This is a genomic window from Aliidongia sp., assembly GCF_035943795.1.
Taxonomy (GTDB): domain Bacteria; phylum Pseudomonadota; class Alphaproteobacteria; order ATCC43930; family CGMCC-115725; genus Aliidongia.
The window spans coordinates 82550-108109 of record NZ_DASZBY010000036.1; the positions used below are offsets into that span (position 1 = coordinate 82550).

General features: G+C 64.1%; 28 protein-coding genes. 19 read left to right on the forward strand and 9 right to left on the reverse strand.

All coding sequences use genetic code 11. From position 1 onward, the window contains the following. The first annotated feature begins 9 nt into the window (after positions 1–9). The 15 genes from VGV37_RS06415 (at position 10) to VGV37_RS06485 (ending at position 19628) form a co-directional block, all read left to right on the forward strand. A complete protein-coding gene (locus VGV37_RS06415) occupies positions 10–897 on the forward strand; it encodes a hypothetical protein (protein ID WP_326878806.1) in 888 nt (295 codons plus the stop codon). Beyond that, the gene (locus VGV37_RS06420; protein ID WP_326878807.1) at positions 898–4587 is read left to right on the forward strand and encodes a hypothetical protein; all 3690 of its coding nucleotides are present in this window, start codon (positions 898–900) and stop codon (positions 4585–4587) included. It begins immediately after the preceding gene. Then, positions 4584–5039, forward strand: a complete 456-nt coding sequence (locus VGV37_RS06425; protein WP_326878808.1) for a hypothetical protein — start codon at positions 4584–4586, stop codon at positions 5037–5039. Before VGV37_RS06420 ends, VGV37_RS06425 begins: the two co-directional genes overlap by 4 nt. Beyond that, on the forward strand, positions 5036–5605 hold the full coding sequence (locus VGV37_RS06430) for an aspartyl/asparaginyl beta-hydroxylase domain-containing protein (protein ID WP_326878809.1): 570 nt from the start codon (positions 5036–5038) through the stop codon (positions 5603–5605). Before VGV37_RS06425 ends, VGV37_RS06430 begins: the two co-directional genes overlap by 4 nt. After that, positions 5602–5967 (forward strand): hypothetical protein, encoded by a 366-nt coding sequence (locus VGV37_RS06435; protein ID WP_326878810.1) that lies wholly within the window; start codon positions 5602–5604, stop codon positions 5965–5967. The genes VGV37_RS06430 and VGV37_RS06435 overlap by 4 nt, the downstream gene beginning before the upstream one ends. Continuing rightward, positions 5967–6581, forward strand: coding sequence for a hypothetical protein (locus tag VGV37_RS06440; protein ID WP_326878811.1), 615 nt, complete (start codon positions 5967–5969; stop codon positions 6579–6581). The genes VGV37_RS06435 and VGV37_RS06440 overlap by 1 nt, the downstream gene beginning before the upstream one ends. Next, positions 6582–8768, forward strand: coding sequence for a transglycosylase SLT domain-containing protein (locus VGV37_RS06445; RefSeq protein WP_326878812.1), 2187 nt, complete (start codon positions 6582–6584; stop codon positions 8766–8768). Continuing rightward, on the forward strand, positions 8768–13669 hold the full coding sequence (locus VGV37_RS06450; RefSeq protein ID WP_326878813.1) for a hypothetical protein: 4902 nt from the start codon (positions 8768–8770) through the stop codon (positions 13667–13669). Before VGV37_RS06445 ends, VGV37_RS06450 begins: the two co-directional genes overlap by 1 nt. Before the next feature lie 35 nt (positions 13670–13704). Then, entirely contained in the window at positions 13705–13920 is a 216-nt protein-coding gene (locus tag VGV37_RS06455; protein WP_326878814.1) for a hypothetical protein, read from the forward strand. 136 nt (positions 13921–14056) lie between these two features. Further along, a complete protein-coding gene (locus VGV37_RS06460; RefSeq protein WP_326878815.1) occupies positions 14057–14425 on the forward strand; it encodes a hypothetical protein in 369 nt (122 codons plus the stop codon). Positions 14426–14427: 2 nt separating this feature from the next. Continuing rightward, on the forward strand, positions 14428–14865 hold the full coding sequence (locus tag VGV37_RS06465; protein ID WP_326878816.1) for a hypothetical protein: 438 nt from the start codon (positions 14428–14430) through the stop codon (positions 14863–14865). 187 nt (positions 14866–15052) lie between these two features. Beyond that, complete coding sequence (locus VGV37_RS06470; protein ID WP_326878817.1) at positions 15053–15478, forward strand: hypothetical protein; 426 nt, start codon at positions 15053–15055, stop codon at positions 15476–15478. A 72-nt stretch (positions 15479–15550) separates the two neighbouring features. Next, entirely contained in the window at positions 15551–15862 is a 312-nt protein-coding gene (locus VGV37_RS06475) for a hypothetical protein (RefSeq protein WP_326878818.1), read from the forward strand. Then, positions 15859–17244 (forward strand): right-handed parallel beta-helix repeat-containing protein, encoded by a 1386-nt coding sequence (locus tag VGV37_RS06480; RefSeq protein ID WP_326878819.1) that lies wholly within the window; start codon positions 15859–15861, stop codon positions 17242–17244. The genes VGV37_RS06475 and VGV37_RS06480 overlap by 4 nt, the downstream gene beginning before the upstream one ends. Continuing rightward, a complete protein-coding gene (locus VGV37_RS06485) occupies positions 17241–19628 on the forward strand; it encodes a right-handed parallel beta-helix repeat-containing protein (RefSeq protein ID WP_326878820.1) in 2388 nt (795 codons plus the stop codon). Before VGV37_RS06480 ends, VGV37_RS06485 begins: the two co-directional genes overlap by 4 nt. A gap of 403 nt (positions 19629–20031) precedes the next feature. Here the strand turns inward: VGV37_RS06485 and VGV37_RS06490 are convergent, their stop codons facing one another. From VGV37_RS06490 to VGV37_RS06525, 8 genes are all read right to left on the reverse strand, one after another. Then, positions 20032–20232, reverse strand: a complete 201-nt coding sequence (locus VGV37_RS06490; protein ID WP_326878821.1) for a hypothetical protein — start codon at positions 20230–20232, stop codon at positions 20032–20034. 2 nt (positions 20233–20234) lie between these two features. Beyond that, positions 20235–20414 (reverse strand): hypothetical protein, encoded by a 180-nt coding sequence (locus VGV37_RS06495; RefSeq protein ID WP_326878822.1) that lies wholly within the window; start codon positions 20412–20414, stop codon positions 20235–20237. Beyond that, positions 20411–20719 carry a hypothetical protein gene (locus tag VGV37_RS06500; protein ID WP_326878823.1) on the reverse strand — a complete coding sequence of 103 codons (309 nt, stop codon included), beginning with the start codon at positions 20717–20719 and terminating at the stop codon, positions 20411–20413. The genes VGV37_RS06495 and VGV37_RS06500 overlap by 4 nt, the downstream gene beginning before the upstream one ends. 319 nt (positions 20720–21038) lie before the next feature. Continuing rightward, the gene (locus VGV37_RS06505) at positions 21039–21629 is read right to left on the reverse strand and encodes a hypothetical protein (RefSeq protein ID WP_326878824.1); all 591 of its coding nucleotides are present in this window, start codon (positions 21627–21629) and stop codon (positions 21039–21041) included. Continuing rightward, complete coding sequence (locus tag VGV37_RS06510; RefSeq protein WP_326878825.1) at positions 21626–21841, reverse strand: hypothetical protein; 216 nt, start codon at positions 21839–21841, stop codon at positions 21626–21628. The genes VGV37_RS06505 and VGV37_RS06510 overlap by 4 nt, the downstream gene beginning before the upstream one ends. A 151-nt stretch (positions 21842–21992) precedes the next feature. Beyond that, complete coding sequence (locus VGV37_RS06515) at positions 21993–22337, reverse strand: hypothetical protein (RefSeq protein ID WP_326878826.1); 345 nt, start codon at positions 22335–22337, stop codon at positions 21993–21995. A 226-nt stretch (positions 22338–22563) separates the two neighbouring features. Beyond that, complete coding sequence (locus VGV37_RS06520) at positions 22564–22728, reverse strand: hypothetical protein (protein ID WP_326878827.1); 165 nt, start codon at positions 22726–22728, stop codon at positions 22564–22566. A 39-nt stretch (positions 22729–22767) separates the two neighbouring features. Then, complete coding sequence (locus tag VGV37_RS06525) at positions 22768–23031, reverse strand: hypothetical protein (protein ID WP_326878828.1); 264 nt, start codon at positions 23029–23031, stop codon at positions 22768–22770. A 38-nt stretch (positions 23032–23069) separates the two neighbouring features. Between VGV37_RS06525 and VGV37_RS06530 the strand changes: the two genes are divergently transcribed. The 3 genes from VGV37_RS06530 to VGV37_RS06540 all read left to right on the forward strand — a co-directional run bounded on the left by VGV37_RS06530 (position 23070) and on the right by VGV37_RS06540 (position 23967). Next, complete coding sequence (locus tag VGV37_RS06530) at positions 23070–23264, forward strand: hypothetical protein (RefSeq protein WP_326878829.1); 195 nt, start codon at positions 23070–23072, stop codon at positions 23262–23264. Positions 23265–23352: 88 nt separating this feature from the next. Then, on the forward strand, positions 23353–23643 hold the full coding sequence (locus tag VGV37_RS06535) for a hypothetical protein (protein WP_326878830.1): 291 nt from the start codon (positions 23353–23355) through the stop codon (positions 23641–23643). Between the two features lie 27 nt (positions 23644–23670). Next, positions 23671–23967 carry a hypothetical protein gene (locus tag VGV37_RS06540; protein WP_326878831.1) on the forward strand — a complete coding sequence of 99 codons (297 nt, stop codon included), beginning with the start codon at positions 23671–23673 and terminating at the stop codon, positions 23965–23967. Between the two features lie 53 nt (positions 23968–24020). Here VGV37_RS06540 and VGV37_RS06545 read toward each other — a convergent pair whose 3' ends face one another. Continuing rightward, the gene (locus VGV37_RS06545; RefSeq protein WP_326878832.1) at positions 24021–24296 is read right to left on the reverse strand and encodes an EscU/YscU/HrcU family type III secretion system export apparatus switch protein; all 276 of its coding nucleotides are present in this window, start codon (positions 24294–24296) and stop codon (positions 24021–24023) included. A 201-nt stretch (positions 24297–24497) separates the two neighbouring features. On the opposite strand from VGV37_RS06545, the gene VGV37_RS06550 reads away from it, so the two are divergent. Next, positions 24498–25394, forward strand: coding sequence for a LysR family transcriptional regulator (locus tag VGV37_RS06550; RefSeq protein ID WP_326878833.1), 897 nt, complete (start codon positions 24498–24500; stop codon positions 25392–25394). Positions 25395–25560 lie beyond the last annotated feature (166 nt).

A 25560-nucleotide genomic window follows, 5' to 3' on the forward strand; every position in this document is an offset into this window, starting at 1 on the left:
GCTGTGTGGATGGTCGCGGATGTCGCAAACCAGGCGCTTGACGCTGCAGGCGTCGCTTTCACCATCGCCGACCTGGAGGAAGGCACGCACCAGGCCCAGGTGACGCTCCGGGCCTATGGGCAATGTCTGCGCCAATTGTTCCGGTCGGCGCACTGGAGCTTCGCGCGCAAGGAAGCGCCGATGCTCCTGCTGGCCGACGCCACGGGCCAGACGCCGGATTTCCCGACCAAGGTCATCTTTCCCTGGTCCTACAGCTACGCCCTGCCGACGGATTGCATGAAGGCGCGCTTCGTGCCGATGAACCGGAACGGGCAGGGCGCCGGCAATCCTTCGGGCAATTTCCAGATCCCGAACACGCCCTTGACCACCGGCGGCGGCCTCAACCCGCATGTCGGGCGGCAATTGATCCCCTCGCGATTCCTGGTGGCGACCGATTTCAACAACCTCCCGCCGGGTGGCGCGCAGAATTACGATACGCCCGGCGTCAGCCCGACCTCGCGCACCGTGATCCTCAGCAACGTCCGCAATGCGGAATTGGTCTATACCGCGTTCCTGCCCTATCCGACCGTGTGGGATCCGGAATTCCGCGCCGCGTTCGTGGCCTACCTGGCAAGCGAAATCGCGCTCCCGCTCGCCGCAGACAAGAAATTCGGCATGGCGATGCGCGACAGCCAGATCCGCATCGCGCGCGAGAAGATCATCCAGGCGCGGATCACGGACGGCAACGAGGGTTTCGCATCAACCACCGACCACACGCCCGATTGGATGTCAGTGCGCTCGACCGGCGGCGGCTGGAATTCGAACGGGGCTGGATGGGGCGGTGGATCGTTCGGCGACATCGGCGTCCTGGGCCTCGGCTGGGATTCCTGCGGTTTCTCCAGCGGGGAATCCTTCTAGGTGGCCGTTCCCAAGATCATCCCGTCCTTCTCGACCGGCGAGATCTCCCCGAAGCTGCTGGGTCGCGTCGATTTCGCGAAGGAACAGTCGGCCGCCGGCACCATGCGCAATATGTGGGTCGCCTATCAAGGGGGCGCCACCTCGCGCGCGGGAACGAAATTCTCGGGCTATTCCAAGCAGACCGGCAGAGCCGTGCCGCCGCGGCTCATCACGTTCCAGTTTTCGATCAACCAGGGCCTGGCGCTGGAGTTCGGCAACGAATACATGCGGGTGCTGTCGAACGGCGAGTTCGTCACCAACCCACAGATCGCCATTGCAGGCGCGTCGCAATTCAACCCCGCCACCATCACCTTCGCCAATACCCAAGGCGTCTCGGCCGCGACGGCGAACAATGGCGGCGTCACGGTATCCTATGCGCCCGGCGATCAGATGGAGTTCGGCGGCGGCACCTATACCTCGATCGCGCTGCTCCAAGTCACGAACACCAAACTCCTGGCCCTGCTCAAGAACGCCGGCGGCACCGGCTATGTGGCGGGCGATACCATCCATCTCGCCGGCGGCGTGCAGACCACGCCCGTCGTGCTGACGGTCAACACCGTCACGGCCGGCGCCATTACGACCTTCACCATCACGAACCCGGGCGTCTTCGCATCGAACGCGCCGGGCGGGAAATTCACCCAGGCCAGCACGTCGGGCTCGGGAACCGGCGCCACGTTCCAGGCGGCATTGTTCGGCCCCAATGCGCTCTCGGTCGTCGTGCCTGGTGCCTATTCGGTCGTTGCCCCCAGCCCGGCCCCGCAGATCGTTTCCAGCGGCCTCGGCCAGGGCGTCACGTTCACCCTTACGTTCGCGCCGGTCCCTCCGGTCATGGTTGGAGATTGGATCTCGGTTGCCGGCGTGCGCGGCATGACGCAACTGAACGGCCAGACCTTCGTCGCCGCATCGGTCGTCGGCAGCGTCGTCACCCTGGAAGACGTGTTCGGCAACCCGATTGATTCGACGGGCTTCGACCCCTATGTCTCGGGCGGCACCGGCGCCACGATCTACACCATGACGACGCCGTGGGGCGAGGACGACCTGGTCTATCTCAAATGGACGCAGTCGGCCGATGTCATGTCGATCTGCTGCGTCAACCAGAAGACCGGCACGGAATATCCGCCCCAGGACTTGAAGCGCATCACCGATAGCAATTGGACGATCGCGCCGCCCAATTTCTCATCGACCATCGCCGCTCCATCGGCGGCGAGCGGCACGACCACGGGAGCAGGGACGACCGACTACCAATATGTCGTGACCGCGATCAACACGGCGGACGGCACCGAAAGCAATCCCTCGCCGATCGCGGACGTGCCCTCGTCGGTCAATATCGCGACCGTAGCCGGCGCCATCACCATCGCCTGGAATCCGGTAGCGGGCGCGTCGAGCTACAACATCTACAAGGCGCCCCCGGCATTCATGGGCACGGTCCCGGCCGGGTCCTTGTTCGGGTTCGCCGGGCAGGCGTTCGGCGCGCAGTTCATCGACAACAACATCACGGCGGATTTCCAACAGACGCCGCCTCAGCACGAGAACCCGTTCGCGCGCAACGCGATCATCGCGCTGCCGATCCTGAACCCGGGCACGAACATCACCGCGATTTCGTCCATCGTCCTGACGAGCGCCACCGGCTCGGGTTTCTCGGCGGTCCCGGTCGTGGTCGGCGGCCAGCTCGTCGCGGCGATCATCGAGGACGGCGGCCAGGACTATGTCTATGGCGTCGACACGCTCACCATTACCGGCGTGTGGGATTCGCCGCCCAGCGTCACCTATAAGGTCGGGCCCGGATCCGGCACCTATCCGGGTGTCGTCGCCTATTTCCAGGAACGCCGCGTCTACGGCTCCTCGACCAACCAGCCCGACACCTACTGGTTTTCCCAGCCGGGCGCCTTCACCAATTTCGACGCGCGCACGCCGACGATCGACAGCGACGCCATCACCGGCACGCCCTGGAGCGTCGAGGTCAACGGCATCCAGTGGATGATCTCGATGCCCGGCGGCCTGGTCGTGCTGACCGGGCTTGGCGCCTGGCAGTTGACCGGAGCGGGCGGATCGTCGCTCAATCCCCAGCCGATCACACCAGCCAACCAGCAGGCCCAGCCCCAGGCCTACAACGGCTGCTCGGCGACCATCATGCCGATCAAGATCGATTACGACATCATCTTCAATCAGGCCAAGGGTTCGATCTTCCGGGATATTTCCTACAACTTTTTCACGAACATTTATACCGGGACCGATCTCACCGAGCTGTCGTCCCACCTGTTCACCGGCTACACGTTCAAGCAGGCGGCCTGGTGCGAGGAACCCTACAAGCTGATGTGGGCCGTGCGCGACGACGGCTCCATGCTGAGCATGACCTATCTCAAGGTCCAGGAAGTCCAGGGCTGGGCGCGGCACGACACGCAAGGCCTGTTCCAGAGCATCTGCAGCGTCACGGAACCGCCCGTGGATGCGCTCTACCTGGCGGTCGAGCGGACGATCGATTTCAACACGTCCTACATGATCGAACGGATGGACAACCGCATCTGGTCGACGGCCGAGGATTGCTGGTGCGTCGATGCCGGACTGTCGCTGGCTCAACCGGCACCACCCTTCACGCTGACCGCGGACTCGGCTTCGGGCGCCGGCGCCATCGCGAATGTGTCGGTTTTCCTGGGCGGGCAGGATTATTCCGGCCTGACCACCGCCTCGATCGTCGATGACGACGGGCAGGGCGCCGGCACCGGCTGCACGCTCGGCTTGACGATCGTCGGCGGCATCATCACCGGCGTTGCGGTCCTGACCCAGGGCAAGAACTACAGCTTCCCAGTGATCGTGCTCACCGATCCAACCGGGGCGGGACAAGGGGCCGTGCTGCCGATCACGCTCGACACCAGCACGGTCTTCACCGCGTCCGGGCCGGCGTTCCAGGCGAGCGATGTCGGCTCGGTCATCCGGATGGGCGGCGGCATCGCCCAGGTCCTGAGCTTCTTCGGTCCAACCCAGGTCGTCGGCAATATCCTCTCGCCGATCGTCGCCACCGTGCCCAGCACCAGCGGAATGGTCCAGACCCAACCCGCCGGGTCCTGGACGATCACGCCGCCGACCCAGGTGATTTCCGGGCTCAACCATCTGGCGAACACGATCGTTACGGGCGTGGCCGATGGCAATGTGTTGTCGCCGCGGATCGTGACGAGCGACGGTCGCGTGTTCTTGGATCAGCCATCGAGCGCGGTCACGGTCGGGCTCGGGTTCAAGGCACAGATCCAGAGCGTCCAGCTCGATACCGGCGCGCCCACGGTCCAGGGCCAGCGCAAGGCGATCAAGGAAGTGACGGCGCGCATGGAAATGTCCCGCGGCGTCGTGATGGGCGCCAACCAGCGCGACGGCAGCACCTTGAGCCCGCCGCAGATCGACGTGCCGTGGCGCAATCTTGACCCCGTTCCAGACTATGTCTCGGGCGCGCCCAGGAAGCCGTTCAATGCGCTCTGCGCCCCGCTCTATACCGGCGACCGGCGCATTCCGGTGAAGGGCGGCTTCTCCAAGGCCGGTCAGGTCTGCATGCAGCAGTCAAATCCCCTGCCGATGAACGTGCTGGCCTTCGTCCCGCAGGTCCTGTTCGGCGACACGCCCGAGGAAAGCCCGCAGCCGCGCAACCGGGGGCGCCAGCAGTGAGCTACCTGATCCAGCCGGCGACCCTCGCGCACGTGCGCGCGCTGGCGCCCAGGTTGAGGGAGGGCGACCGGGCCGAGGTCGAGGCGGTGGGAGCAAAGCCGCGCCACCTGATGCACAAGCTCTGGCGCACGTCCCACACGAGGCGCACCGCGTTCGTCGATGGCGAGATCGCGGCGATGTGGGGCTGTGCCGGAACGCTTCTCTCGCCGATCGGAGAAATCTGGCTGCTGACGGCGCCCCCGGTCGAGCGCGTGCCTGTCGCTTTTGTCAAGGAAGCGCGACGCGGCATCTCGGAAATGCTTGAAACCCATGCTATCCTGGTCAGCGGGGTGCTCGCGAGCTACGGCCGGGCAATCCGCCTCATGGAAATTCTGGGTTTCGAAATCGGCGCTGAATATTCAATGCCGTGCGGAGCCTTGTTTCGGGAGCTTCGGATGGAGCGGTCCGCTTGAAGCATTTCACGCTGATTGCCGACCGGATGCCGATCGCACCGCTCCTGGGACAGATGGAAGATCACCCGGAGTTGTGGGACGCCTACCAGTTCCGCAAACAGGCCGATGGCACCCCGCATTCGGGCATGTCGGACATCTGGGTGCGTTACCGGCCGCAGAACGAATTGACCGACCATGCCAGCTACAAGGTGCCGCATCTGGCGGACTGGTGGCCGGCCTGGTCGAAGCTGCCGGCCTTGAAGCCGATCGTGTTCGACCTGATGCGATGCGTCGAGGGCACGGCGCTCGGGGGAATTTTCATCACCCGGATTCCGCCGGGCGGCGAGATCCTGCCGCATACCGACGACGGCTGGCACGTCGAGACCTTCTCGAAATTCTACGTCTCGCTCAAATCCTCGCCCGGAGCGACGTTCTGGTGCGACCACGACGGGGTCCGGGAAAGCCTGGAGCCGAAGCCCGGCGAGTGCTGGGTGTTCGACAATCGAAAGCGCCATGGCGTGAAGAACGACAGCAGCGAAGACCGGATCACGCTGATCATCTGCATCCGGACGGAGCATTTCCGATGAAGCTTTCCCTGCTGCCGGCCGAAGAACAGCCGGTGACGATCGACACCAAGATGGCCGACGGCGTGTTCGCGAAGTCGATCCTGGTGCGCGAGGCCGACACGGTCATCCCGCAGCACGCCCATGCCTACGACCATTCGAGCTTTCTGGCATCGGGCGCCGTTCGGGCCTGGGCCGACGACGTGCTGCTGGGGGATTTCCAGGCGCCCGAGGGCATCCTGATCCGCGCTGGTGTGAAGCACCGCTTCCAAACCCTGGCTCCCTTCACGGTGATCATCTGCATCCACAACCTGCATGGCGAGGAAGCGGTCAAGATCCTGGAAGAGCATCAACTCGACGCGGCCGATCTCGTGGAGGCTTTCTAGTGCCGGTAGGATTTTCAGCGGCAACCTATGCGGCCGCGGCCGCCATCGCGGGCGCCGCCGTTTCCGCTTACGGACAGATCTCGTCAGCCAACTCGGCGGCGTCCAGCGCGAATTATCAAGCCCAGATCGCCAAGAACAACGCGACGATCGCGAAGCAGAACGAGGAATACGCGACCGAGGCGGGATCCGCTCAATCCGAAATGGTCGGCATCAAGGGGGCGGCGGCCGGCGGCCGGATCAAGGCGCAGCAGTCCGCGAACGGTGTCGACGTGAATAGCGGATCCGCCGTCGCCGTGCAGAAGGGCCAGCGTTCGGCCGGCGCGCTCGACCAGCAGACCGCGGCGAACAATGCCTTCCTGCAGGCCTATGGCTATCGATCCCAGGTCGCGACCGATCAGGCCGTGTCCGGGCTCGACAGTTCGGAAGCCAGCAGCGATCAAACGGCCGGCGCGTTGGGTGCGGGCGGCACTCTGCTGAATGGCGCGTCGAGCATCGGGTTCAAATGGCTCGGTTCGCAGAATCCGTCCAGTGGCGGTTTTGGCGCGACCAACCAGATCGGGGCGAGCGGCTCTGCCTCGCAGACCGACGGCGGATTTGCGGTGGGTCCCGTCTAGATGGCCGTCGTCAACGACGAATCCGGGATCCCGACGGTCACGCCGCAGGACAATCTCCCGAACGACTACCTGAACGTCCAGTCGAACCCGAACCAATTTGGGGCACAGATCGGGCAGGGCGAGGAAAAGCTGGGCGCCGGCGCGCTCACGGCGGGCAAGTTCTTCGGCCAGGTCGCTGCCGACAATGCGACCAACGGCTACCAGGACGCGGCTTCGAAGATCCTTCATGGTGATCCGAACAAGATGGTTCCGGGCCCGGACGGGCAGATGCAGCCGGATACCGGATATCTGGGGCTGAGGGGTCGCGCCGCCTTGGATGCGCGGCCGCAGGTCGAGCAGCAGCTTGACGATCTGATGACGCAGACCCGTTCCGGTTTGCAGACCCCGGACCAGGAACTGCAGTTCGACAATTTCTCCCGGCGGTATCGCTCGTACCTGGGCGGCCAGATCGGGTCTCATGCCGACCAGCAGGCAAATCAGTGGTACGGCGAGGTGAACCAGGCCTCGGCCAATCTGGCGCTCAACCATATCGCGACGAATGCCGACAATCCCGACGAGGTCAACCACGGCACGGCCGATCTGATGAGCGCCCGGATCAAGCAGGCGCAGCTCCAGGGCGGCGGCGACCAGTTGGTTTCGCAGGCGCTCGCCAGTTCCCGCCAGGACGCGGTCAAGGCGCAGGTTGAGGCGCTGGCGGTGAAGAACCCGATGCAGGCGATGAGCGTGCTCGACCAGAACAAGGACGCGGCCGGGCAGGCCTACGAGCCCTTGGCGCAGCAGTTGCGGACGCGCGTCAACCAGCAGGTCGGCGTGACCGTGGCGAAGCAGGCCATCGCCGAAGCCGGCTCGAACATGGGCGGCGTGCCCAATGCCAACGGGCTGATGCAGATCCCGAACGCCTCCCCGCAGAGCGTGCCGATCAAGCAGGCGATCCTGGGCCAGGAGAGCGGCAACAACTCGAACGTGGCGTCCAGCATCAACGGCGCGGTCGGCCCAGGGCAGATCATGCCGGCGACCTTCGCGGCCTATGCCCAGCCCGGCGAGAGCATCACCAACCCGGCGGACAATCGCGCGGTGTCGGGCCGGATCATCGACGACCTGTCGGCCAAGTTCGGCGGCGACCCTGAGCGGATCGCGGTCGGGTATTTCTCCGGACCCGGCAACGTGGCGCCTCCGGGAAGCCCGACGCCCTGGATCAACAACCGGATCGACGGCAACGGCAAGTCGGTCTCGTCCTATGTCTCGGACGTGATGCAGCGGACAGGTGTCGCGGGCACCGGATCGAGCCTCAAGGCCGGCGCCTATGATCGCGTGCTGTCGATGACGGCGGACAATCCCGAGGCCCAGCGCATTGCGCTCTCCTATGTGAACGAGCAGTCGAACGCCGCGAACGTTGCCGCGATGGCCGATGCCAAGGCACGGACGGATGCAAGCAACCAGGCGGCAAACGGCTACGTCACCAAGATCCTGACGGGCAATGCTGCAGCTGTGGTGCCAGCCATCGCGCAGGATCCGAACCTGACCTGGGAAACCAAGGAGCGTCTGACCGACATCGCCGACAAGCACATGAAGGGCGAGATCGACCACGACACCAAGAGCTATGGTCCGGGCTTCTGGGATGCCTACAAGTCCGTGACGGCGCCTCAGGGCGATCCCACGCGCATTGCCGACCAGAACCAGATCCTGCGGCGGGCCGGCCCGGGCGGGGATCTATCGCTGTCGGGTGCCGAGAAGCTGATTGGCGTCATGCAGGGCAAAGGCACTGCTGAAGGCGAGGCCGAGAGCCAGTTGCAGAAGCAGTTCTTCCTATCGGCCAAAAACCAGCTGTCCGGCGCCGACGATGGTATGCACATCAAGGATCCGAAGGGCGACCAGCTCTACCTGACCTTCATGACCCAGGCATTCCCGGCGATCCAGGCGGCGAAGGCGGCAGGGAAAAGCACGAGCGAGATCTACGATCCGAACGGCCCGATCGCGAAATTGGCCGAGCCCTTGAAGCGCAATCCTGCGCAGCGGATGGCCGACATGATGCAGGGTGGCGACGTAGCGGCGCGGGGCTTGAAGGACATCATCGCCGACGTGCAGGCGAACAAGATCAGCTCCGATGCCGGCAAGGCTGAAGCGATCAGGCTCGGTCTCGTCGCGCCCGATGCCGCAGCCGCTCCGACCGTGCCGGTGATGCAGTAATGCCCGACGGTTTGCCGACCTGGGACCAAGCGATCAGCGCGGCACCGCAAGCCGCGCCGCCGCCGACCCTGCCGACCTGGGACAAGGCGTTTTCGGATGCGACCGCGCCGAATCCGTTCATGACCGCGCTCAGTGCCGGCGCCGAGATCGCCAACAACGGGCTTGCCGCCGAAGCCGGTGCGGGCGCCACGGTTCCTCCGTCGTCCGCCGCGACCGATCAGTTCCTGGCGACGACGGCGGTCGGCCGGGTGCTCGATGCGTTCGGCCAGGGCGCCAAGCAGGGCTGGGGCGCCGAACCGCTCGGCATGTCGCCCGATACCGAGGCTTTCATGAAGAAGGCCGGCCTGTTCAACGATTTCCAGGATGGCCATACCGGCATCATGAAGTCGTTCAACGAGGCGATCCTGCGCCCGGCGGCAACCACGCTCGACGCCGGGATGCGCGCCGGAAGTGCCGTGTTCGGCGCCTATAGCGGCGCGGTCGCACAGGCGGGCGCCGAGGTCGGCGCGCCCCGTCTTGGGCGTGATCTGGCGGCGCTCCCTGAGTTCATGATGGGGCATCCCGAGGGGATCAGTCCGGTTCCCCATGCGATCGACCTGCCGGCAGCCCGCTCCCTCGGCGTCATCGGAGAGGGCGAGGGCGGCTATTTCGATACGTCCGTCCCGACGCCGCGCACGCTGGACGATCGAGCGGCCGCAGCGAAGACCCAGGCGCAGGCCCTCCAGGAACAGGCACCCGAGAACGCAGGCGCCGGAGAAGCCACCCCGCCGGCAACGCCGCCCGACATCCACGCCATCGCCCGCCAGATCGCGCCGGACACGTTCAGTGAATATGATGCGCTCGCTCAGCAGCAGGCGGATATGCGGAACGTCGTATCCGGGCGCGTGGCGGACAGCCAGGCCGAGGTCGCGGACCAGTTCAAGGCCAAGCTCGACCCGGCCCAGCAGACGGTCGATGACCTGCAGCGCCAGCTGGAAGGCTTCCAGAAGGCCGGCAACGAGTCCAAGGCCAAGCTGGTCACGAACCGGCTCGCCAAGGCCCAGGACGCGCTGGACAGCGTGCAGTCCGACATGGCGGATGCGCAGGATGCGGCGGCGCGCGCGGCCCGGACCGACCTGGCGGCCGACATGCAGAAGATCGACTTCCGCATGCGCGATCTGGCGCCGGATGTCTCGGACGCCTATCGCCGGGCGCAGGGCTATATCGAGGATGGCCAGGAACCGCCGGTGTCGGCGAGCGCGGAGCCGACTGCTGCCGCTCCGATCGAGCCCCAGGCGTCGCCAGAGCCCGTTGCCGCACAGCCGCAGGAGACGGCCCAGCCCGCCGCCGCGCCGGCCGATGCCGTTGCCCAGCAGGCCGACGCTGCAAGCGCCCCCGCGGCCGCTCCCGAGCCCTCGCCGAGCATCGTCGCGGACGTGACCCGGCAACTGGACCAGGCCGGGCGCCCGTCTGACGAATCCTATGCTGCGGCCCAATTGGTCGCCGCCCATTACGAAGCGCGCGCGTCCCGGTTCGGTGGGGATCTGGGGACGCCCGAGGAAATGTACCAGCGGGACGGCGCTAAGGTGGTCGGCGGTGACACCGGCGGCCGCAACGGCGCCGCGCAGGGCAAGGCGTTCATCAAGAACGGCAAGACCACGATCACGCTGTTCGAGAAGGCCGACGCATCGACGTTCCTGCACGAGACCGGCCATCACTGGCTGGAAGAACTGATGTCGGATGCCAAGAACGAAAAGGCGCCGGACGACCTGAAGGCTGACGCGCAGACGGTCCGATCCTGGTTGGGCGCCGAGGACGGTGCCGACATCAAGCGCGGCCAGCACGAGAAGTTCGCCCGAGGGTTCGAGCGCTACCTGATGGAAGGCGTCGCACCATCGAAGGAACTGGCCGGCGTGTTCGCCAAGTTCAAGGACTGGCTGACCAAGATCTACCAGACCGTGTCCCGTCTGAAAGCTCCGATCAACGACGACATCCGCGATGTGTTCAATCGGCTGATCTCGGCCAATCCGGAGAAGACCGTCATTGCGCCGGAGCGCGAGATCAGCAAGAATTTCGCCGACATCCACGAAGCCGAAGCCGCCAGCACTCCCCCGGAGAAGGCGGCCGCGGTCGCGGATGGTATCGACAGCGAAGTGCTGCATATCGCGGCCGAGAAGAAACCGGATATCCATGGCGAACTCAGTGGAACAGGCCCAGGCAGCCCTGGCGGAGAGCCGCCGGCGGACTCAGGTGCTTCAGGTGGCGCAGATGCGGCCGAACCAGTCCCCGCAGGATCTGGCGGTGCTGCAGAACCTGGAGCGGTCCCAACGGGCGGCGACGGCGCTCAGGGTGAAGGCGCTGACGTTCGAACAGCAGCAGGCAGCGCAAGCCGGACTGCCGCCGGAAGCGATCGGGGAGAGCAGCCCACCGGCCCCCACGCCATTCTCCCCGAGCCCGAATCCCAATACGTAGACAAAGCCGGGAACATCCGGCTCGACAATCTCGGCACGTCCGAGGATGTCAACGCGGCCATGCGGGAAGAGGCCGAACTCCACAACGACTTCTACGCCGCGCGCCGCGGTGTCGTCTCCGATCGAGACGTGATGGATCTGGCCGATGCCATGGGCGTCCAGGCCAGGGAGATCAACCTCCAGAAGCTGCGCGACATGTCGGTGAACGACGGCATTCCGTTGGCGGCCCGCGTTCGGGTCGGGCGCCTGATGCTGGTCGATGCCGCGACGGCGGTTTCCGACCTGATGCGCAACGGCGATCCTGGCAACCCGGCCGACATCGAAGCCTACGTCACCTCGCGCAACCGCCTCATCATGATCCAGGAGACAGTGAGCGGCATCACGGCGGAGATCGGTCGCGGCCTTAGGGCGTTCCAGAGCCTGGGTGCCGGCGCGGTCCAGGAAGCCAAGGCGATCGGCGATTACCTCAAGGAAAATACCGGCAAGACCCTGTTCCAGATCCAGAACGAGATGAAGCTCGGCAAGAAGCTCGACACGCCGGCAAAGGTGGCGGGGTTCATCCGGGACGTGAACAAGCCGAGCCTGGGCGACAAGCTGCTGGAGGTCTTCACCAACTGGCTGATCTCCGGCCCGATCACCCACATGACCTATTCCGAGGGCAATTCCCTCCTGGCATTCTACAAGGCGACGTTCGAGACCGGCACGGCGGCGGCGATCGGTTCGGTTCGGGAATTGCTTGGCAAGGGCGATGCGGACCGGGTCTATTGGGGCGAGGTGCCGGCGCAGGTGTTCGGCCGGTTTCGCGGTCAGCGGGATGGTTGGCGAGCGGCCTATGACGCGCTCAAGACCGGGACCACGATCGCGCTGCCCGGCGAGAACATGGCCGGCGCCATCGCGGAGATTGCATCCCGCACCGCGCGCGAAGAGGGCCTGACCAACGAGGCCAGAACCCAGCGCATCGCCGAACTGACGGCGAACCCCACCCTGGAAATGTCCGAAGAGGCGCAGAAGATGGTCGGTGACGCCATCTCCGCTGTGGGGGCAAACCCGTTCGTGCAGCGCAAGGCCATCGGCGGCCCCATCGGCTCGATCGTGCGGGCGCCGGGCGAGCGCATGGTGGCGCCGCTCCACAGCCTGTTCCGGTCGCTGGCCTATTCCCAGGAGATCGCGCGCCTCGCCTACCGCACGGCAGCCAAGGAAGGGCTGGAGGGCCATGGCCTGGCGATGCGCATTGCCGAACTCACGACCCATCCGCCGCTCGACATGATGCAGGCAGCACGGGACGAGGCGACCCAGAGCACGCTCATGGGGAAGGGTGGAGATCTCACCCAGCACGTCACCCGGCTGATGAACTGGAACCCGAACATTCCGGGCCTGGGCAATACCCGGCTGCTGCGCTTTATCGATCCGTTCGTCACCGTGGCGTCGAACGTGATGGACCAGGGCGTCGTTCAGCGGGGATTGCCTGGGCTGCTGTCCGGCGACATCCGGGCCAGCCTCGCGGGCATCAACGGTCCGATCGCCCGGGACACCACGGCGGCGCGCATCGTTGCCGGAACGTCGCTGTCGGTCGTAGCCGGGGGGCTGGCGGCGGAAGGGCTGATCACGCCGTCGGCACCGACCGATCCGAAAGAGGCGGCGATGTCGCGCATCGTCAACGGCGCGCCGCATAGCCTGCGGATAGGGAATATTTCGCTCGACTTGAGCCGGCTCGGGCCGCTCGGCATGCAGGTCGGCATCGCGGCGGATCTCTATCATTTCGTCCACGCGATCGGCCGGGAAGATGCCGGCAAAGTCGCGAGCCTGCTGGCCCATTCGTTCGCTCAAAATTTCCTGGACGAGAGCTTCATGAAGGGGCCGGCCGATCTGCTGAAAGCGGTCGAGGATTCCGATCGGTTCGGCGCTGCCTATGTCCGGAATTTCGTGGCGACCGCAGCGGTGCCATTCTCGGTCGGAATGGCGCAGATCGCCGGCCAGGTCGATCCCTACGCCCGCGAGGCCCGCACGACGCTCGACGCGATGATTGCGAAGATCCCGTTTGCCTCAGAAACTCTTCACCCCCGCTACGACATCTGGGGGCAACCCGTATTGAACCGCGAGTATGTCGGCGTCTATTCCCAGCGCGTCTCGAGCGACCCGGTCAATCAGGCGCTCACCAAGCTGAACATCTTCCCCTCGCGACCGGAACGGAAGATCCGCGGCGTGCAGTTGACCGAACAGCAATACGACGATTTCTCGCGCATCAGCGGGCGCATGTCAAAGGCGCAATTGGACCAGTTCATCCGTCAGCCGGGATTCCAATCTATTCCGGAGACGGCCCAGGCTGAGACGATCCATTCGATGCTGAACCGCTCCCGTGAGGCGGCGGCGGATTGGGTGATGATCCACAATCCGCAGATCATGCAAGACGCCATCAAGGCCAAGACCGCCCCTCTGCGCACGGCGCAATAGTTTCCACCAGTACAGTATCCAGGAAGAGCAGAACCATGATCGATGAAGCGATCCGGGCCGACGCCGCACGCCGTAGCGTGACCGACATCCTCTTGGGCTCGGTCGCGGGCGTCACATCGCCATGGTGGGCCAATTTCCACGACTTCGCGACATCCCTCCTGCTCTACGGATCGCTGTTCCTGCTGTTCGTCCGGGTCTACGGCCTGGCCAAAGACTGGTGGCTCGGCAAGAAGCTCGATCTCGGCGACTGAATGACATGCCCTGCCCTTCTTGCCGGCGCGGTGCTGACGCTCGCCCTCGCTCGGGCATTTCTCATCGCATTCGTCAAGGAATCGACGCGCTAGGGCGGAGCGCGAACGACCCCGCCTACCTCAGAGGGACCTCATCATGCTGATCAATATTCCCACGCCAAGTCTTCCGGCGGGTGGGTGGAAGACCTATGCCCTGGCCGCGGCAACCGTCGTCTATGCCGCCACCGGCTATTACCTGGGCTTCCTGACCCAGGACCAGGCCATCAGCACCGTCATCGGCGGCACGGGCCTGGCCACGCTGCGCAGCGCCATCAACACCGCGACGGCGATCCTCAAGGATCACATCAGCGCGACCGCGTCCCAGACCCAGGTCGTGGCGGCGGTGGCGGCTCAAACCCAGCCCCCGGTCATCGTCTCGCCGCCGGCCGCGCCCGTGTCTCCGCCGGCCCCCCTCGCAGCTCCCATTCCCTCGCCGAGTGTCGGCGCCAGCCTTGGAGGAAATTGACCATGCGTAAGCTCTCGTTCCTGTGTGCCTTCGTCGGCGGCGCCGGGCTCGCCGCCTGTTCCGCCACGCAGGTCGCGGACATCCAGACGGCGCTTGCTTCTCCCGCCGGGCAGGCCCTGGTCATCGGCCTGGAGAATTTCGATCCCAGCGTCTCGGCCGTCGTCGCGAAGCTGAATGCCGGCATCGCGGCCACGGCCAGCGACAAGGCGATGCTCTGCGGCGCCATGAGCTGGGCGAACGGCCTGTTCGTTCTGTCGGCTCCGATCGCCGGCATCAGTGCCGCCGACCAGACGACCGAGACCGCGGCCATGGCGGGAGTCAACTCGGTCTGCAACACGTCGACCACCGATGTCGCGAGCGCCGTGAACTCGGTCCTGACGGCCTACACGACCACGACGAACGCGCTCAAGGGCGCCGGCGTCACCGCTCCCGCCACCTGATGCGGTGCGCGGCGCTGCTTCTCCTGCTCGCTCTTGGAGGCTGCACCGCGCCCGTCTGGGTCGGTGCGGCCCTGGGGTTCGGAGCCTCCGCTCTCAAGCTCGATGACGATCTGCTGCTGGCCTACCTGCGGGCCAAAGGCTCCCTACCGCCGGCATCTGCCGCGCCACAACCCTAAGGAATTTCACGATGGCCGCGTTTCAGAAATTCAATGCGTTCGCCGCGGCCATGCCGAACGGCAACGTCAACCTCGGCGCCGACACGCTCAAGCTGATGCTGACCAACACGGCGCCGGTCGCGGCGAACGTCCAGTATTCGGACATCAGCGCCACCGAGTTGGCCAATGGCAACGGCTACACCACCGGCGGCGCCGCGGTCACGATCGCGGGCTCGACCCAGACCGCCGGCACCTACAAGCTCGCCTGCACCACGCCGGTCGTCACCACCGCAACGGGCGCCTTGGGTCCGTTCCGCTATGCCGTGCTGTACGACACCACGCCCACGACCAAATCGCTTATCGGCTTCTGGGACTATGGCTCGGCGCTGACGCTCGCGAGCGGCGATACCTTTACGGTCACGTTCGACGCCGCCAACGGCATCTTCCAGCTGGCCTAGGCGATGGAGCATATCGTCGGCAGCCTGCGGATCCGGGACCAGGATACGTGCCGGATCGACCCCGACGGCTCCATGCAGGTGGCGCTGCACCCGGTCGGCTGGGAACTCAAGAGTCACAGGCATAATTTCAGCCACGTGACGATCGTCGTCCATGGCGCCTATCGCGTCGGGCTCTATGAGGACGCGGCGCACGCCAAGCCGATCTGGGAACGCGAGATCGAAGCCCCCGCATGGTTCGACGTGCCGGCCGATGCCTTCCACTCGGCTGTCTGCATCAAGCCCGGCGCCATCCTCTGCGTCTTTGCCAGCCGTGAAGAAGAGTCGCCGCACCGCGTCTCGATGATCCCGACGGGCTTCTGGCAAGCCAGCGGACTCGCTCCATGAGCATTCAGCCGACCGTCGTCTGGCGGGTTCGCAAGCTGGGCTCAAACCTGAACGGCGGCGGCTATGACCCGTCGATTTCCGGGGCCGGCACCGACTATTCCCAGCAGGATGCAGCCCAACTCACGCTGACAGATATCGCGTGCTCGAACACGACGACGGTAACGAGCGCCACGGGCGGCTTTACCTCGGCGATGATCGGCAATGCCATGTGGCTCGCCGGCGGCGGTGCTACCGCTGGTGCGTATTTCATCACCGCAGTCGCCAGCAGCAACAGCATCACGATCGACCGCGCGCCGGGCACGATCGCATCCGGCGGCGGCAAGGTCGGTGGTGGGTGGGCTGATCCGTGGGTCAACCCTCTGGCAGTCGCCGTTGCAGGAAATCAGATCGGAGTGCGGGGCTCGGGCTCGCGCTTTCCGACGACAGACGATTACGCCAAGACGGGCTTTCAGCAGGGGCCCTACGGCAACACGACCAACGGCAATGTCCGGTACTTCGGGGAGAACGGCCGGCCGCGCATGGCGAGCGACGGCCTCCAGTTCTACACCGCCTCGTTCATCAGCTTTACGAGCATCTATTTCTCGTCAAACGGCACGAACTATGCCAGCCCCTACGGTATGTTGAGCATCGCCTCCGCTGCACCGCTCGGCACCTGCTACCTTAATGACTGCACGATCGACCAGAACGGCTATGACATCATCGGCTGTTCGGGCTCATGGCAGCAGTTGGGATGCGAGGTGACATCGACAGTTGCCCCGCGCGGAGGCAGCACGCTCTACGGCATCGATACGGGGCCGTTCGGAGCGCAGATCCAGTGGTGCAACATCCACGACACGGTGGGTCATGGCGTCCGGATGCTCAACCGCCTGGGCAACCACGTCTCAGACTCGATCATCGCTAAATGTCGCGGAGATGGGCTCACGTTGGACAGTTCGGTGCAGAATACCGATACGGGCTCTTGCGCGATCCAGAACGTGACGATCGATGCAAACACCGGGAACGGCATATTGATCGATGGACCGAACGCCTTGCAGGAAGTTGCTGTCTTCAACTGCCACATCACCAATCATACAGGGTCGGGCAAGTACGGTCTGACGTGTTCGTTCGGCACCCTCACGTCGAATGATGCGCTCAAAGGCTATGTCGATAGAAACAACTTTTTCGGCAACACGACGGACCGGAATACGATCAGTGCTGGCCCGAACGACACGGCCTATGACCCGCAGTACGCGGCCCAGAGCACTGAGGGCTACAATGTCAGCCTCAACAGCCGGGCCAAGGGGCAGCCCATCCTGGCCTTTCCGCAGGCGCTTGCGGGGATGACAGCTTCTGAGAGCTATGTCGATGAGGGCGGCGTGCAGCGCCAGGAAGGCGCGGCATGACGATCGGCGCAACCTCAGTCTGGCGCGTCCGGACGGGCGGCAACAATCTAAACGGCGGTGGCTACGATGCTGCCATCTCAGGCGCTGCCACGGACTACAGCCAGCAGGACACGGCGCAGTGGACCTCCAGCAGCGTCACCAGCAGCGGCACGACCTGCACGGACAACACCAGCGCCGGCACGCTCACGAGCGCCATGGTCGGCAATGCCGTTCAGCTTAGCGGCGCCATTTATTTCGTCACGAGCGTCCCCACCGCGAACACCTTTGTTGTCGATCGGGCGCCGGCCGTCACGGCGGTTGCTGCGAAGCTAGGCGGTGGATGGGCCGATCCGTTCGCGAACCTCACGACAGCCATTGTGCAGCCTGGAAACACGGTCTGGATTCGCGGTTCCGGCTCGCAATACCCCACATCCGATGACTATGCGCGCGGTGTCGGCATCATCACGATGGTCAACGGCAGCTTCGCTGTGGGCAATATTCGTCTGCGCGGCGAGAACGGCCGGCCTCGGATTTCGTCCAGCTCGGTGCTCTACCAAAGCTGCTCGCTCAATACCTTCCAGGATATTTATTTCAAGGCAACTGGCATCGGAAGTGGGCTTGCTGCCACGGGCATGATCAACACGAACAGCGGGACGGTCGGTTCGACCTGCTCATTCGTGAACGTCATGTTCGACCAGGGTGGTTTTGACCTGACGATGCTGTCGGCCTCGGCAACGATGCTGTGGTGCGAAGTCACCTCGACCGTTACGCCTGGCTCGGCTGGCACTCAATATGCCGTGTTCGTCGTGCAAGAGGCCTGCTCGATCTACGCCAGCAATATCCACGATACGGTCGGGCTCGGCGTGCGAGCGCTCGGGCGCCTGGGCACCTGGATCAAGGGCAACATCTTCTCAAATTGCCGTGGCACCGCGCTCACGATGCCGGAGTCTGTCACGACCGACACCGGCGGCTCGACGGTCACGAACAACACGTTCGACGCCAATCAGGGCGATGCGATCCAGATCCAGGGCGTGACGGTCCTCCAGCAGACGACGATCCTCAACAACATCTTCACGAACCACGTCACGGCAGGAACCTACGGCATCAATGCCAATTTCGGCACGCTGGCGGCGAATGACCGGATCAAGGGATATCAGAACTACAACAATTATTTCGGCAACACGAACGACGTTCACAACGTCAGCAAGGGTGCGAATGATCTAGCGCTCGATCCGCAGTACCAGGCGCAAGCGACCGAAGGCTACAATATCGGGACGAACCTGAAGGCCAAGGGCTTCCCGCAGGCAGCGTACGTCAATAGCTCCAGCGGCATGACCGCGACCCAGGCCTATATCGATGTGGGCGCCGTACAGCGGAAGGAAGGAACCGCGTATGCCCTGGCGGCGGCACAAGGCTCCTACTCCCTCACGGGCAAAGCTGCAGCACTCAGCGCCGGGCACAATCTCGCGGCGGCCATGGGCTCCTACAGCCTCACCGGCAAGACTGTCGCATTCAAGGTCGCGCGCACCCTAGCCGCCGCGCGCGGGACATACTCGCTCACGGGCAATGCCGCGACGCTGGCCTACACGCCCCACGGCGGCGGCACCGCCTATGCCCTCCCTGCCGCGGCTGGCGCCTACAGCTTCACCGGACGAGCGGCAGCGCTCACGTCCGCGCGACACCTGTCCCTCGCCATGGGATCGTACAGCCTGACCGGCAACGATGCGCTGCTTACTAGCGGCGCGCCTGTCGCCTATGCCCTGGCGGCGGCCATGGGCTCCTACGTCTTCACCGGCCGCCCTGCGACGGTCGCCTACCAGAACAACCCCAGGCCCGCGCCCGTCACCGCAACCGATATCGTCAATCAGGCAATCCAACTCATCGGCGGCGATCAGCCACTCGTCACCGGGGTTGCCCCGTTCTTCGACAGTTCCGCCTCGGGCAAATCGGCGGCTCTCCTTTATTGGCCGGCGGTTCAAACCGTCAGTCGCATGTTCGGGTTCGATTTCGACCGGACGACGATCACGCTGGTTCCGACCGGCAACACCCCGCCACCACCCTGGACCGTGGAATATTTCTACCCGCCGATGGGCATCGAGATCCGTCAGGTGATGCCAGTCACGCCGCCGGACCTGAACGACCCATTGCCGAACGACTGGTCGGTCGCCAACAACACCGTTGCCCAAGTGCCGACGAAGGTCGTTCAGACCAATTTCTCACCCGCCCAGGCCGTCTATACGAACCAGCCGCCCGAAGACCTGTGGGACGCATTGTTCCGGGAGGCCGTCGTGCGCCTGCTGGCCAGCGAATTCGCCATGTCGATCGCCGGCAAGCCCGACCTCTCCCAGATGCTGTTCGAGCAATTCAATGAATTCCTCAAGGCGGCGATCTCTCGACAAGACTGATTCATGGCCCACCCTGCGCTCATAGCCGCATGGGCGATCGAGGATTGCCGGACGATCGGCATAGGCCACACCAGCCATCCATGCCGCCGATGCAAGGGGCGCGGCTTCCTCTGGATCAAGTATTTCCCGTGCCATAAGTGTGCGGGCTCGGGCTTCACCCTCGTTGACATGAAGCACTCGGCCGAGCGGATTGAGCTGGCGATCGGCATCCTACTCCAGCGCATCCAGGATCAGGCTCGCTTGGTCGGGCTGGGCTCGTGGGAGGGTAGGGAACCTAGCGTGCATGAGCAGATCAGAGATGGGACTCGGCAACGGGGCGAAGGGTCATAGGCCGACTGATTAGGGCTCACAGGATACCGGCTGCGCCCAGCAGGGCGCACGAGATTGAGGCCATGGTATCGACCTAGCCGTGAGATGCTTGCTCACGATCAAGCTGGTAGTATGCCCGCGACATCTCCGCATGATCAGCATTGGCGAGCGTCAACAGGTCCATGATGGACAGATTGTACCAGATCTCCAGCCCGTACAGTCTCTCCTGGTGCGACGGGATGACGTACCACTCGCCCCCGGCCCCGCGCTTCCATCGGAATGTCGTCTTCTCCATCCTCACCCCTCCTTGACGGTCTCGACCGGGCCGACAGCTTCGTCCAGCATTTCGCGTTTGACCGCTTTCCAGATCAGTTCGGCGCGGTCGTCATAAACCGAGCAGCAGCCGCACGAGAATGAATATTCTTTTCCCCTACCCCGCATATTGACATTCCCAGCATTACCGATGCCGCGTTTCATTGCGAAGTGACCTCCAACACTTTTGTCGCAAATGGGCGCCCCTTTTCCTGTGCGCCGAAGTGCGTATAGCCTGCACTCACAGCCATTGCGTGAGCCACGAGCCACGCAACGTCCCGTGCCCTATCTTCGGGTAAGCAAACGCAAAATCTTCCGTCAACAATCAAATTCACCAAATCTTGATCGACTCTTTGGCCGGTCAAATTTGGTATCATCACTCCGTCTAACACGACGGGCCAATATTCGAATGGTCCGATCAAAAAATCCGCTTTAGGCTCAAGAACCGGAAATTCCACGATGTCGGCCATTTATCTATCCTTCTGATTCGTCAGGTACCTCAGGGGCCTCTGGAGTACCATCAGGTGCGTCGAGCCTTCCAAACGACACGCAATCAACCACGACATTACCCCGTCGGCTCTGTGCCGTAGCTCGAACGTGACGCCGGGCTCTGAATTGAACCTTCCCGTCTCTTACGCGAAAATCCATCTCGTGGACCAAACGGCAATCGCAGCATCGCATTTTGTATCCGTTCGGAACGGGCTGCTGCCATTCCGTCCAACCCTCTTCGTCTACGTCATGCTGTTGATAGCGTTTCATCTCGCGAACCATCGTTTCGTGGTTGGACCATCAGGCGTGATCATGGAAGGATGTTTGTACGGACCTAGATCGATCAGTGGCGTGCTTGATCCAGTCGTCCGCCTTCATCTGGAAGGTAACTTCCCATTGCGGACCGATCATCTCTCCGCTACGGACTTCCCAGGTCCGACGAAGCCCAACCACAGGAAGTCCGTAGGTCAGCGCCACTGCGACGGCACGCGGACCTTCTGCCTGGTCGCCGTGGAAGGCGATCGTCGGTTCCGCGTAGCAATGTCCCTTGCCGCCCTGGCACGACTCGAAGGTCTCGATGCCTTGTGAGCGCAAGACGCAGACGAAGTGGCGAATGCCGTCATCAAGCTCAGGCCAGCCGAAGGATTCTAGGCCGTCCAGCGTGCCGATCGGAAGTGCATTTCTTGGGTCTGCGCTCATGTTCGATGTCTCATGACTAGAATGACCGCATGATAGGCATGTCTGGAATTCCACTCCGTATGCGTCTTCCCTGATCATCACCGTTCCACCGCATGAACATGCGTTGGGGATGGTCAATTCCATTTTATGGATCAGGCGTCCAGGCCCGTCAGGCCCGGCGTGCGGCTCCGGCTGCTGGTTGCGGTAGATCATGATGGGTCCCTTTTGCTTTGCCCGATGATCTCCAGGCAGCGCGGGCATGTCACCGCCTCGTCGCGGATCGTCCACGTCGCCACCTTCATGTTGATCGCGCGCGGGCTCGTGAAGCAGAGCGCCGACACAGCTCCATCCTCGCGGATCCCTTTGGCTCGATGATAGATGCGAGGGCCGGGCGCCTTGGGATTGGTCGTTTTCTGGTCTATCATCGCGTTTCGCCTCCCTCTGCGAGGGCCGCCAGCTCTGCTGCCTCGCAGTCCGAGCAGATCGGGTCGTCGAAGTGCGCGCTGAATTGCTCAAGCGGAAATTCCTTTCCGCAGCAATCGCAGGGGATTAGGTCATCGGTCGTTTTATGGTCGGTCATGATGCCACCTCCGGGCGCTCGCAGAGCACGCCCATCGCCGCATCGGCTGCGCCGATATAGTTCGGCCAGTCGGCCGCGATGAAGTGCGCGCGCATCAGTTCTTTGCCCTCCTTCTCGCGCATCCATTTTTCCGATCTTATGAACTGGACGACATGAGAAAAGCGGCGTTGTGCCTGCTGCCAGCCGAGCGCATTGACGGCGAACTGGTACAGGCCCGTAAGCTGATCAAGCTCGTCATCCGACATGCGCCCTTCGCCGCCAGCAAGGTCGTGCGCGCAGAGTGCCCAAGCGACGCGTTCCCGGAAGGTCTCGGGGTTTGCCGTCGTTTTCGGGTCGGTCATGACAGGGCATCTCCGATCATCGGGAATGGTTCATCAATCGGCGGAACGATGTCTCGGTCCAGTGCGCAATAGATGCAAACGCGCGTTGCCCTTGGAAGGGCGTCTACAGGAATCGCGATCTCTCGATTACAGTACCGACATTCTCCAGGGACATCCGATCGCATGGCACCACGAAGGTCTCTCAGCCACCAAGGCATGCAAGCTACTGGCGGTGGGGCGCGATCGATCACGACAGGGCCTCATCGATCGCGTCTGCAAGCGCCCTGGCGTTTGCGACAGGCATGAAATACCGCGTTGCGCATAGAATGAAGCTGATCGCGTCCGACCCATCGGCCTCGTGGCCGACGTGCCGACGAGCTTCACGAGCCGCTTTCAGGTCAATCTCGTTCATTTGAAGAACACCCTTTCCCAGCGAGCTTTGGACGTGCGGCTAGGGCTTCGTCTTCCCATCCGCGGCGCCAAGCCGGATGCCCATCATCGCCAGGCGCCGGATCGCCTCTGATCGGTTCGGGATGTCCGGCTGCAGTCGGCGCCAATCGTCGACCTCCCGAAGAAACTCGGGCGTCACGATCATCTGCATGCGGTTGCTGGCTGGCGCTGGGCTCATGCCCGGACCATAGCCCGCTTGTTCAGCCTCCATCAACACACCATTGCAAACATGAACACCCTTGACACCATACACACCCTGTCGCATATTTCAAGGGCGATCCCACTTACCCCCAGGACCCGACCATGGCCGATTTCATGACCTATCGCACCGCTCACTGCGGCCCGATGCGCGCCAAGATCCTGACCCGGCACCGCGACGGCGATGTCACCGTCGAGCCGTTTTTCTTCCAGGAAGACGGCAATGACACGGGCAGCTTCCAGGGCGGTTACAAGGTGCGCGTTCCGCGCTCGCACTTCATCGACGCCTCGGCCGCCTGACCTTTCCCACTAACTCCCGAACAACGCGAGGATTTCCGCCGTGTCCGATACCTATTTCGGATTTCCGATCGAGCCCGAGGGCTACGTCATGGGCGACCTGCCGCCGTCGATCGCGGCGCTCGAAGCTCAAGGCGAAGAGATCTGGAGCCACATGTTCGAGGATCTCGGGCTGGAGGTGCATTGCATCCGTGGCGATGACGAAGAAGATGGCCTTGTCGATGAAGATACCTGTGACGTGAACATCGAGGCCTTCCGTCAGTGGGAGCCGACGCCGCCGGCCGGTGAGGGCTGGAAGCTCGCCTGGCGCTCGGTCGACGAGGACGGCCCGAACGTCTGTTTCTGGCGCGAGCGCCCCGCGTCTGCAGCTGAAACTCTCTAAAATCCTCCGACGCAGGACGGCTGAGCCATGACCGATGAAATCGTCCGGCTCTTCCCGAACGCGAACCGGCCGGCGCCGACCGAGGCGCCGCAGACGGCCGCGCATCCAGCGGACCGGGAGATGATCGAGTTGCTGGAGCACCTGTTGGCCGAGTCCAAGCGCGGCACCCTTCGAGGCGCGGCGCTCGGGCTGCTGTGGCGCGGGAAGGATGGCGAGATCTCCGGCAGCACGACCTGGGCGGGCGAGGCGCAGCGACAGCGCTATGTGACTGCCGGCATCATCCGGGAGCTTGATCAGCGGTTCGCCGACAAGGCGCTTCGATAGTCGGGGTTGGATGGCATGGGGTGCTGCGGGACAACTGGCTTCCAACCGATCAGCTAAACCCCGCGGATTTCCTTGTTTTCGACTTCCCAGCGATAGACGTGGGTCAGGATTTCCGCAACAGCGGCGAAGGCGATGATCGGGATCTCGTCGCCGACTTCGAGGGTCGACAGGATCTCGACCAGATCGGCATCCTCGCGCACCTTGACGCCGTGCTCGAACGCGATCGCCAGAATTTGGCGCGCGACGGCGCCTTCGCCGGTCGCGACGACGGTCGGCACGCTCGGATCTCGGGCATCGAAATCGAGCGCGATCGCCTTTTCTCGTTCCATCCACGCCCTTTCGCGCTATTCCGGAGGAGCCTGAGGCGCCGTTCCTTAACAAAGACTGAGGTCGGAGGGCGGCAAGTCGCCGCACGGGATCGCGGGTTCGCGCGCTAAGGTGCCCCGTCGGCGCGTGCCGCGCAACCGGCGTCGCGTTTTCGAAACGGGACGTAACATGAAAGGTCCGCGCGTGCAGAACCGGGACGAGCCATGATCGAACTGCGCACGCTCGAGACTTTCTACTGGGTTGCCCGCCTCGGCGGCTTCCGTCGGGCGGCCGAAAAGCTCAACACGACGCAGCCGGCCGTCTCTGCGCGCATCGTTCAGCTGGAGCAGGCGTTCAATACGCGCTTGATCGACCGCGACAAGCGCCGCTCGGCGCTCACGCCCAAGGGGGTCGAGCTGTTCGCCTATGCCGAGCGCATGCTGGCGCTCCGCACCGAGATGGTCATGGCGGTGACGTCGGCCGGCTCCCTGCGCGGCACGGTCCGGTTGGGCCTGTCCGAGACCATCGTCCATACCTGGCTCGCCAGGCTGGTCAAGCGCCTGCACGAGCGCTATCCGGCCATCACGCTGGAGATCGCGGTCGACGTGTCGGCCAACCTGCGCGACTCGCTGTTGGCCGGCGAACTGGACGTGGCGCTGCTGCTGGGCCCGGTCAGCGCGCCCAAGATCAAGAACCTGCCGCTGTGCCAATATCCGATGGCCTGGATCGCGAGCCCCGACCTGCCGGTCGAGGCCGGCCCCCTGACCCTGACCCAACTCGCCGCCTGGCCGATCATGACCTATTCGCGCCTGACCAAGCCTTATCGCGAGGTGACGGAGCTGTTCGCCCGGGTCGAGATCCCGCGGCCGCGCTTCTTCGCCAACAGCTCGCTGGCCTCGATCGTCCGCATGACCCTGGACGGCATCGGCATCAGCGCCATTCCGCCGGCAGTCATTCCGGAAGAGCTGGCGGCCGGTCGCCTGCGCCGGCTCGCCTGCGACACGGCGCTGCCGCCTCTCGTCTTCACCGCCAGCTATCTCGACCAGCCGGACAATGCGCTGGCTGCCATCGTCGCCGCGCTGGCCGAATCGGTCGCCGCGGAAGAACATCAGCCTCACTGATCGGTTTTTCTGATCGGAATCGATCGGAAATGACAATTCGACCCACGATGTCCGTCATGGCTAGCTGATGTCTGGCTGGATTTCGCGGGGGCGTGACGATGGACGACGGGTTGCTCGAATCGGCGGCGGCGGCGCGCCGGCAGATTCGCCAGGGCACGCTGACCGG

Excerpts from the sequence above, each read along its gene's own strand:
- VGV37_RS06435 (WP_326878810.1), top strand. The coding sequence starts at position 5,602 with ATGAAGCTTTCCCTGCTGCCGGCCGAAGAACAGCCGGTGACGATCGAC.
- VGV37_RS06495 (WP_326878822.1), bottom strand. The coding sequence starts at position 20,414 with ATGAAACGCGGCATCGGTAATGCTGGGAATGTCAATATGCGGGGTAGG.
- VGV37_RS06450 (WP_326878813.1), top strand. The coding sequence starts at position 8,768 with ATGCCCGACGGTTTGCCGACCTGGGACCAAGCGATCAGCGCGGCACCG.
- VGV37_RS06525 (WP_326878828.1), bottom strand. The coding sequence starts at position 23,031 with ATGCGACAGGGTGTGTATGGTGTCAAGGGTGTTCATGTTTGCAATGGT.
- VGV37_RS06500 (WP_326878823.1), bottom strand. The coding sequence starts at position 20,719 with ATGGCCGACATCGTGGAATTTCCGGTTCTTGAGCCTAAAGCGGATTTT.
- VGV37_RS06510 (WP_326878825.1), bottom strand. The coding sequence starts at position 21,841 with ATGATAGACCAGAAAACGACCAATCCCAAGGCGCCCGGCCCTCGCATC.
- VGV37_RS06460 (WP_326878815.1), top strand. The coding sequence starts at position 14,057 with ATGCTGATCAATATTCCCACGCCAAGTCTTCCGGCGGGTGGGTGGAAG.
- VGV37_RS06485 (WP_326878820.1), top strand. The coding sequence starts at position 17,241 with ATGACGATCGGCGCAACCTCAGTCTGGCGCGTCCGGACGGGCGGCAAC.
- VGV37_RS06475 (WP_326878818.1), top strand. The coding sequence starts at position 15,551 with ATGCAGGTGGCGCTGCACCCGGTCGGCTGGGAACTCAAGAGTCACAGG.
- VGV37_RS06520 (WP_326878827.1), bottom strand. The coding sequence starts at position 22,728 with ATGAACGAGATTGACCTGAAAGCGGCTCGTGAAGCTCGTCGGCACGTC.
- VGV37_RS06480 (WP_326878819.1), top strand. The coding sequence starts at position 15,859 with ATGAGCATTCAGCCGACCGTCGTCTGGCGGGTTCGCAAGCTGGGCTCA.
- VGV37_RS06465 (WP_326878816.1), top strand. The coding sequence starts at position 14,428 with ATGCGTAAGCTCTCGTTCCTGTGTGCCTTCGTCGGCGGCGCCGGGCTC.
- VGV37_RS06545 (WP_326878832.1), bottom strand. The coding sequence starts at position 24,296 with ATGGAACGAGAAAAGGCGATCGCGCTCGATTTCGATGCCCGAGATCCG.
- VGV37_RS06470 (WP_326878817.1), top strand. The coding sequence starts at position 15,053 with ATGGCCGCGTTTCAGAAATTCAATGCGTTCGCCGCGGCCATGCCGAAC.
- VGV37_RS06515 (WP_326878826.1), bottom strand. The coding sequence starts at position 22,337 with ATGACCGACCCGAAAACGACGGCAAACCCCGAGACCTTCCGGGAACGC.
- VGV37_RS06540 (WP_326878831.1), top strand. The coding sequence starts at position 23,671 with ATGACCGATGAAATCGTCCGGCTCTTCCCGAACGCGAACCGGCCGGCG.
- VGV37_RS06445 (WP_326878812.1), top strand. The coding sequence starts at position 6,582 with ATGGCCGTCGTCAACGACGAATCCGGGATCCCGACGGTCACGCCGCAG.
- VGV37_RS06550 (WP_326878833.1), top strand. The coding sequence starts at position 24,498 with ATGATCGAACTGCGCACGCTCGAGACTTTCTACTGGGTTGCCCGCCTC.
- VGV37_RS06455 (WP_326878814.1), top strand. The coding sequence starts at position 13,705 with ATGATCGATGAAGCGATCCGGGCCGACGCCGCACGCCGTAGCGTGACC.
- VGV37_RS06490 (WP_326878821.1), bottom strand. The coding sequence starts at position 20,232 with ATGGAGAAGACGACATTCCGATGGAAGCGCGGGGCCGGGGGCGAGTGG.
- VGV37_RS06530 (WP_326878829.1), top strand. The coding sequence starts at position 23,070 with ATGGCCGATTTCATGACCTATCGCACCGCTCACTGCGGCCCGATGCGC.
- VGV37_RS06535 (WP_326878830.1), top strand. The coding sequence starts at position 23,353 with ATGGGCGACCTGCCGCCGTCGATCGCGGCGCTCGAAGCTCAAGGCGAA.
- VGV37_RS06505 (WP_326878824.1), bottom strand. The coding sequence starts at position 21,629 with ATGATCTACCGCAACCAGCAGCCGGAGCCGCACGCCGGGCCTGACGGG.
- VGV37_RS06415 (WP_326878806.1), top strand. The coding sequence starts at position 10 with ATGGTCGCGGATGTCGCAAACCAGGCGCTTGACGCTGCAGGCGTCGCT.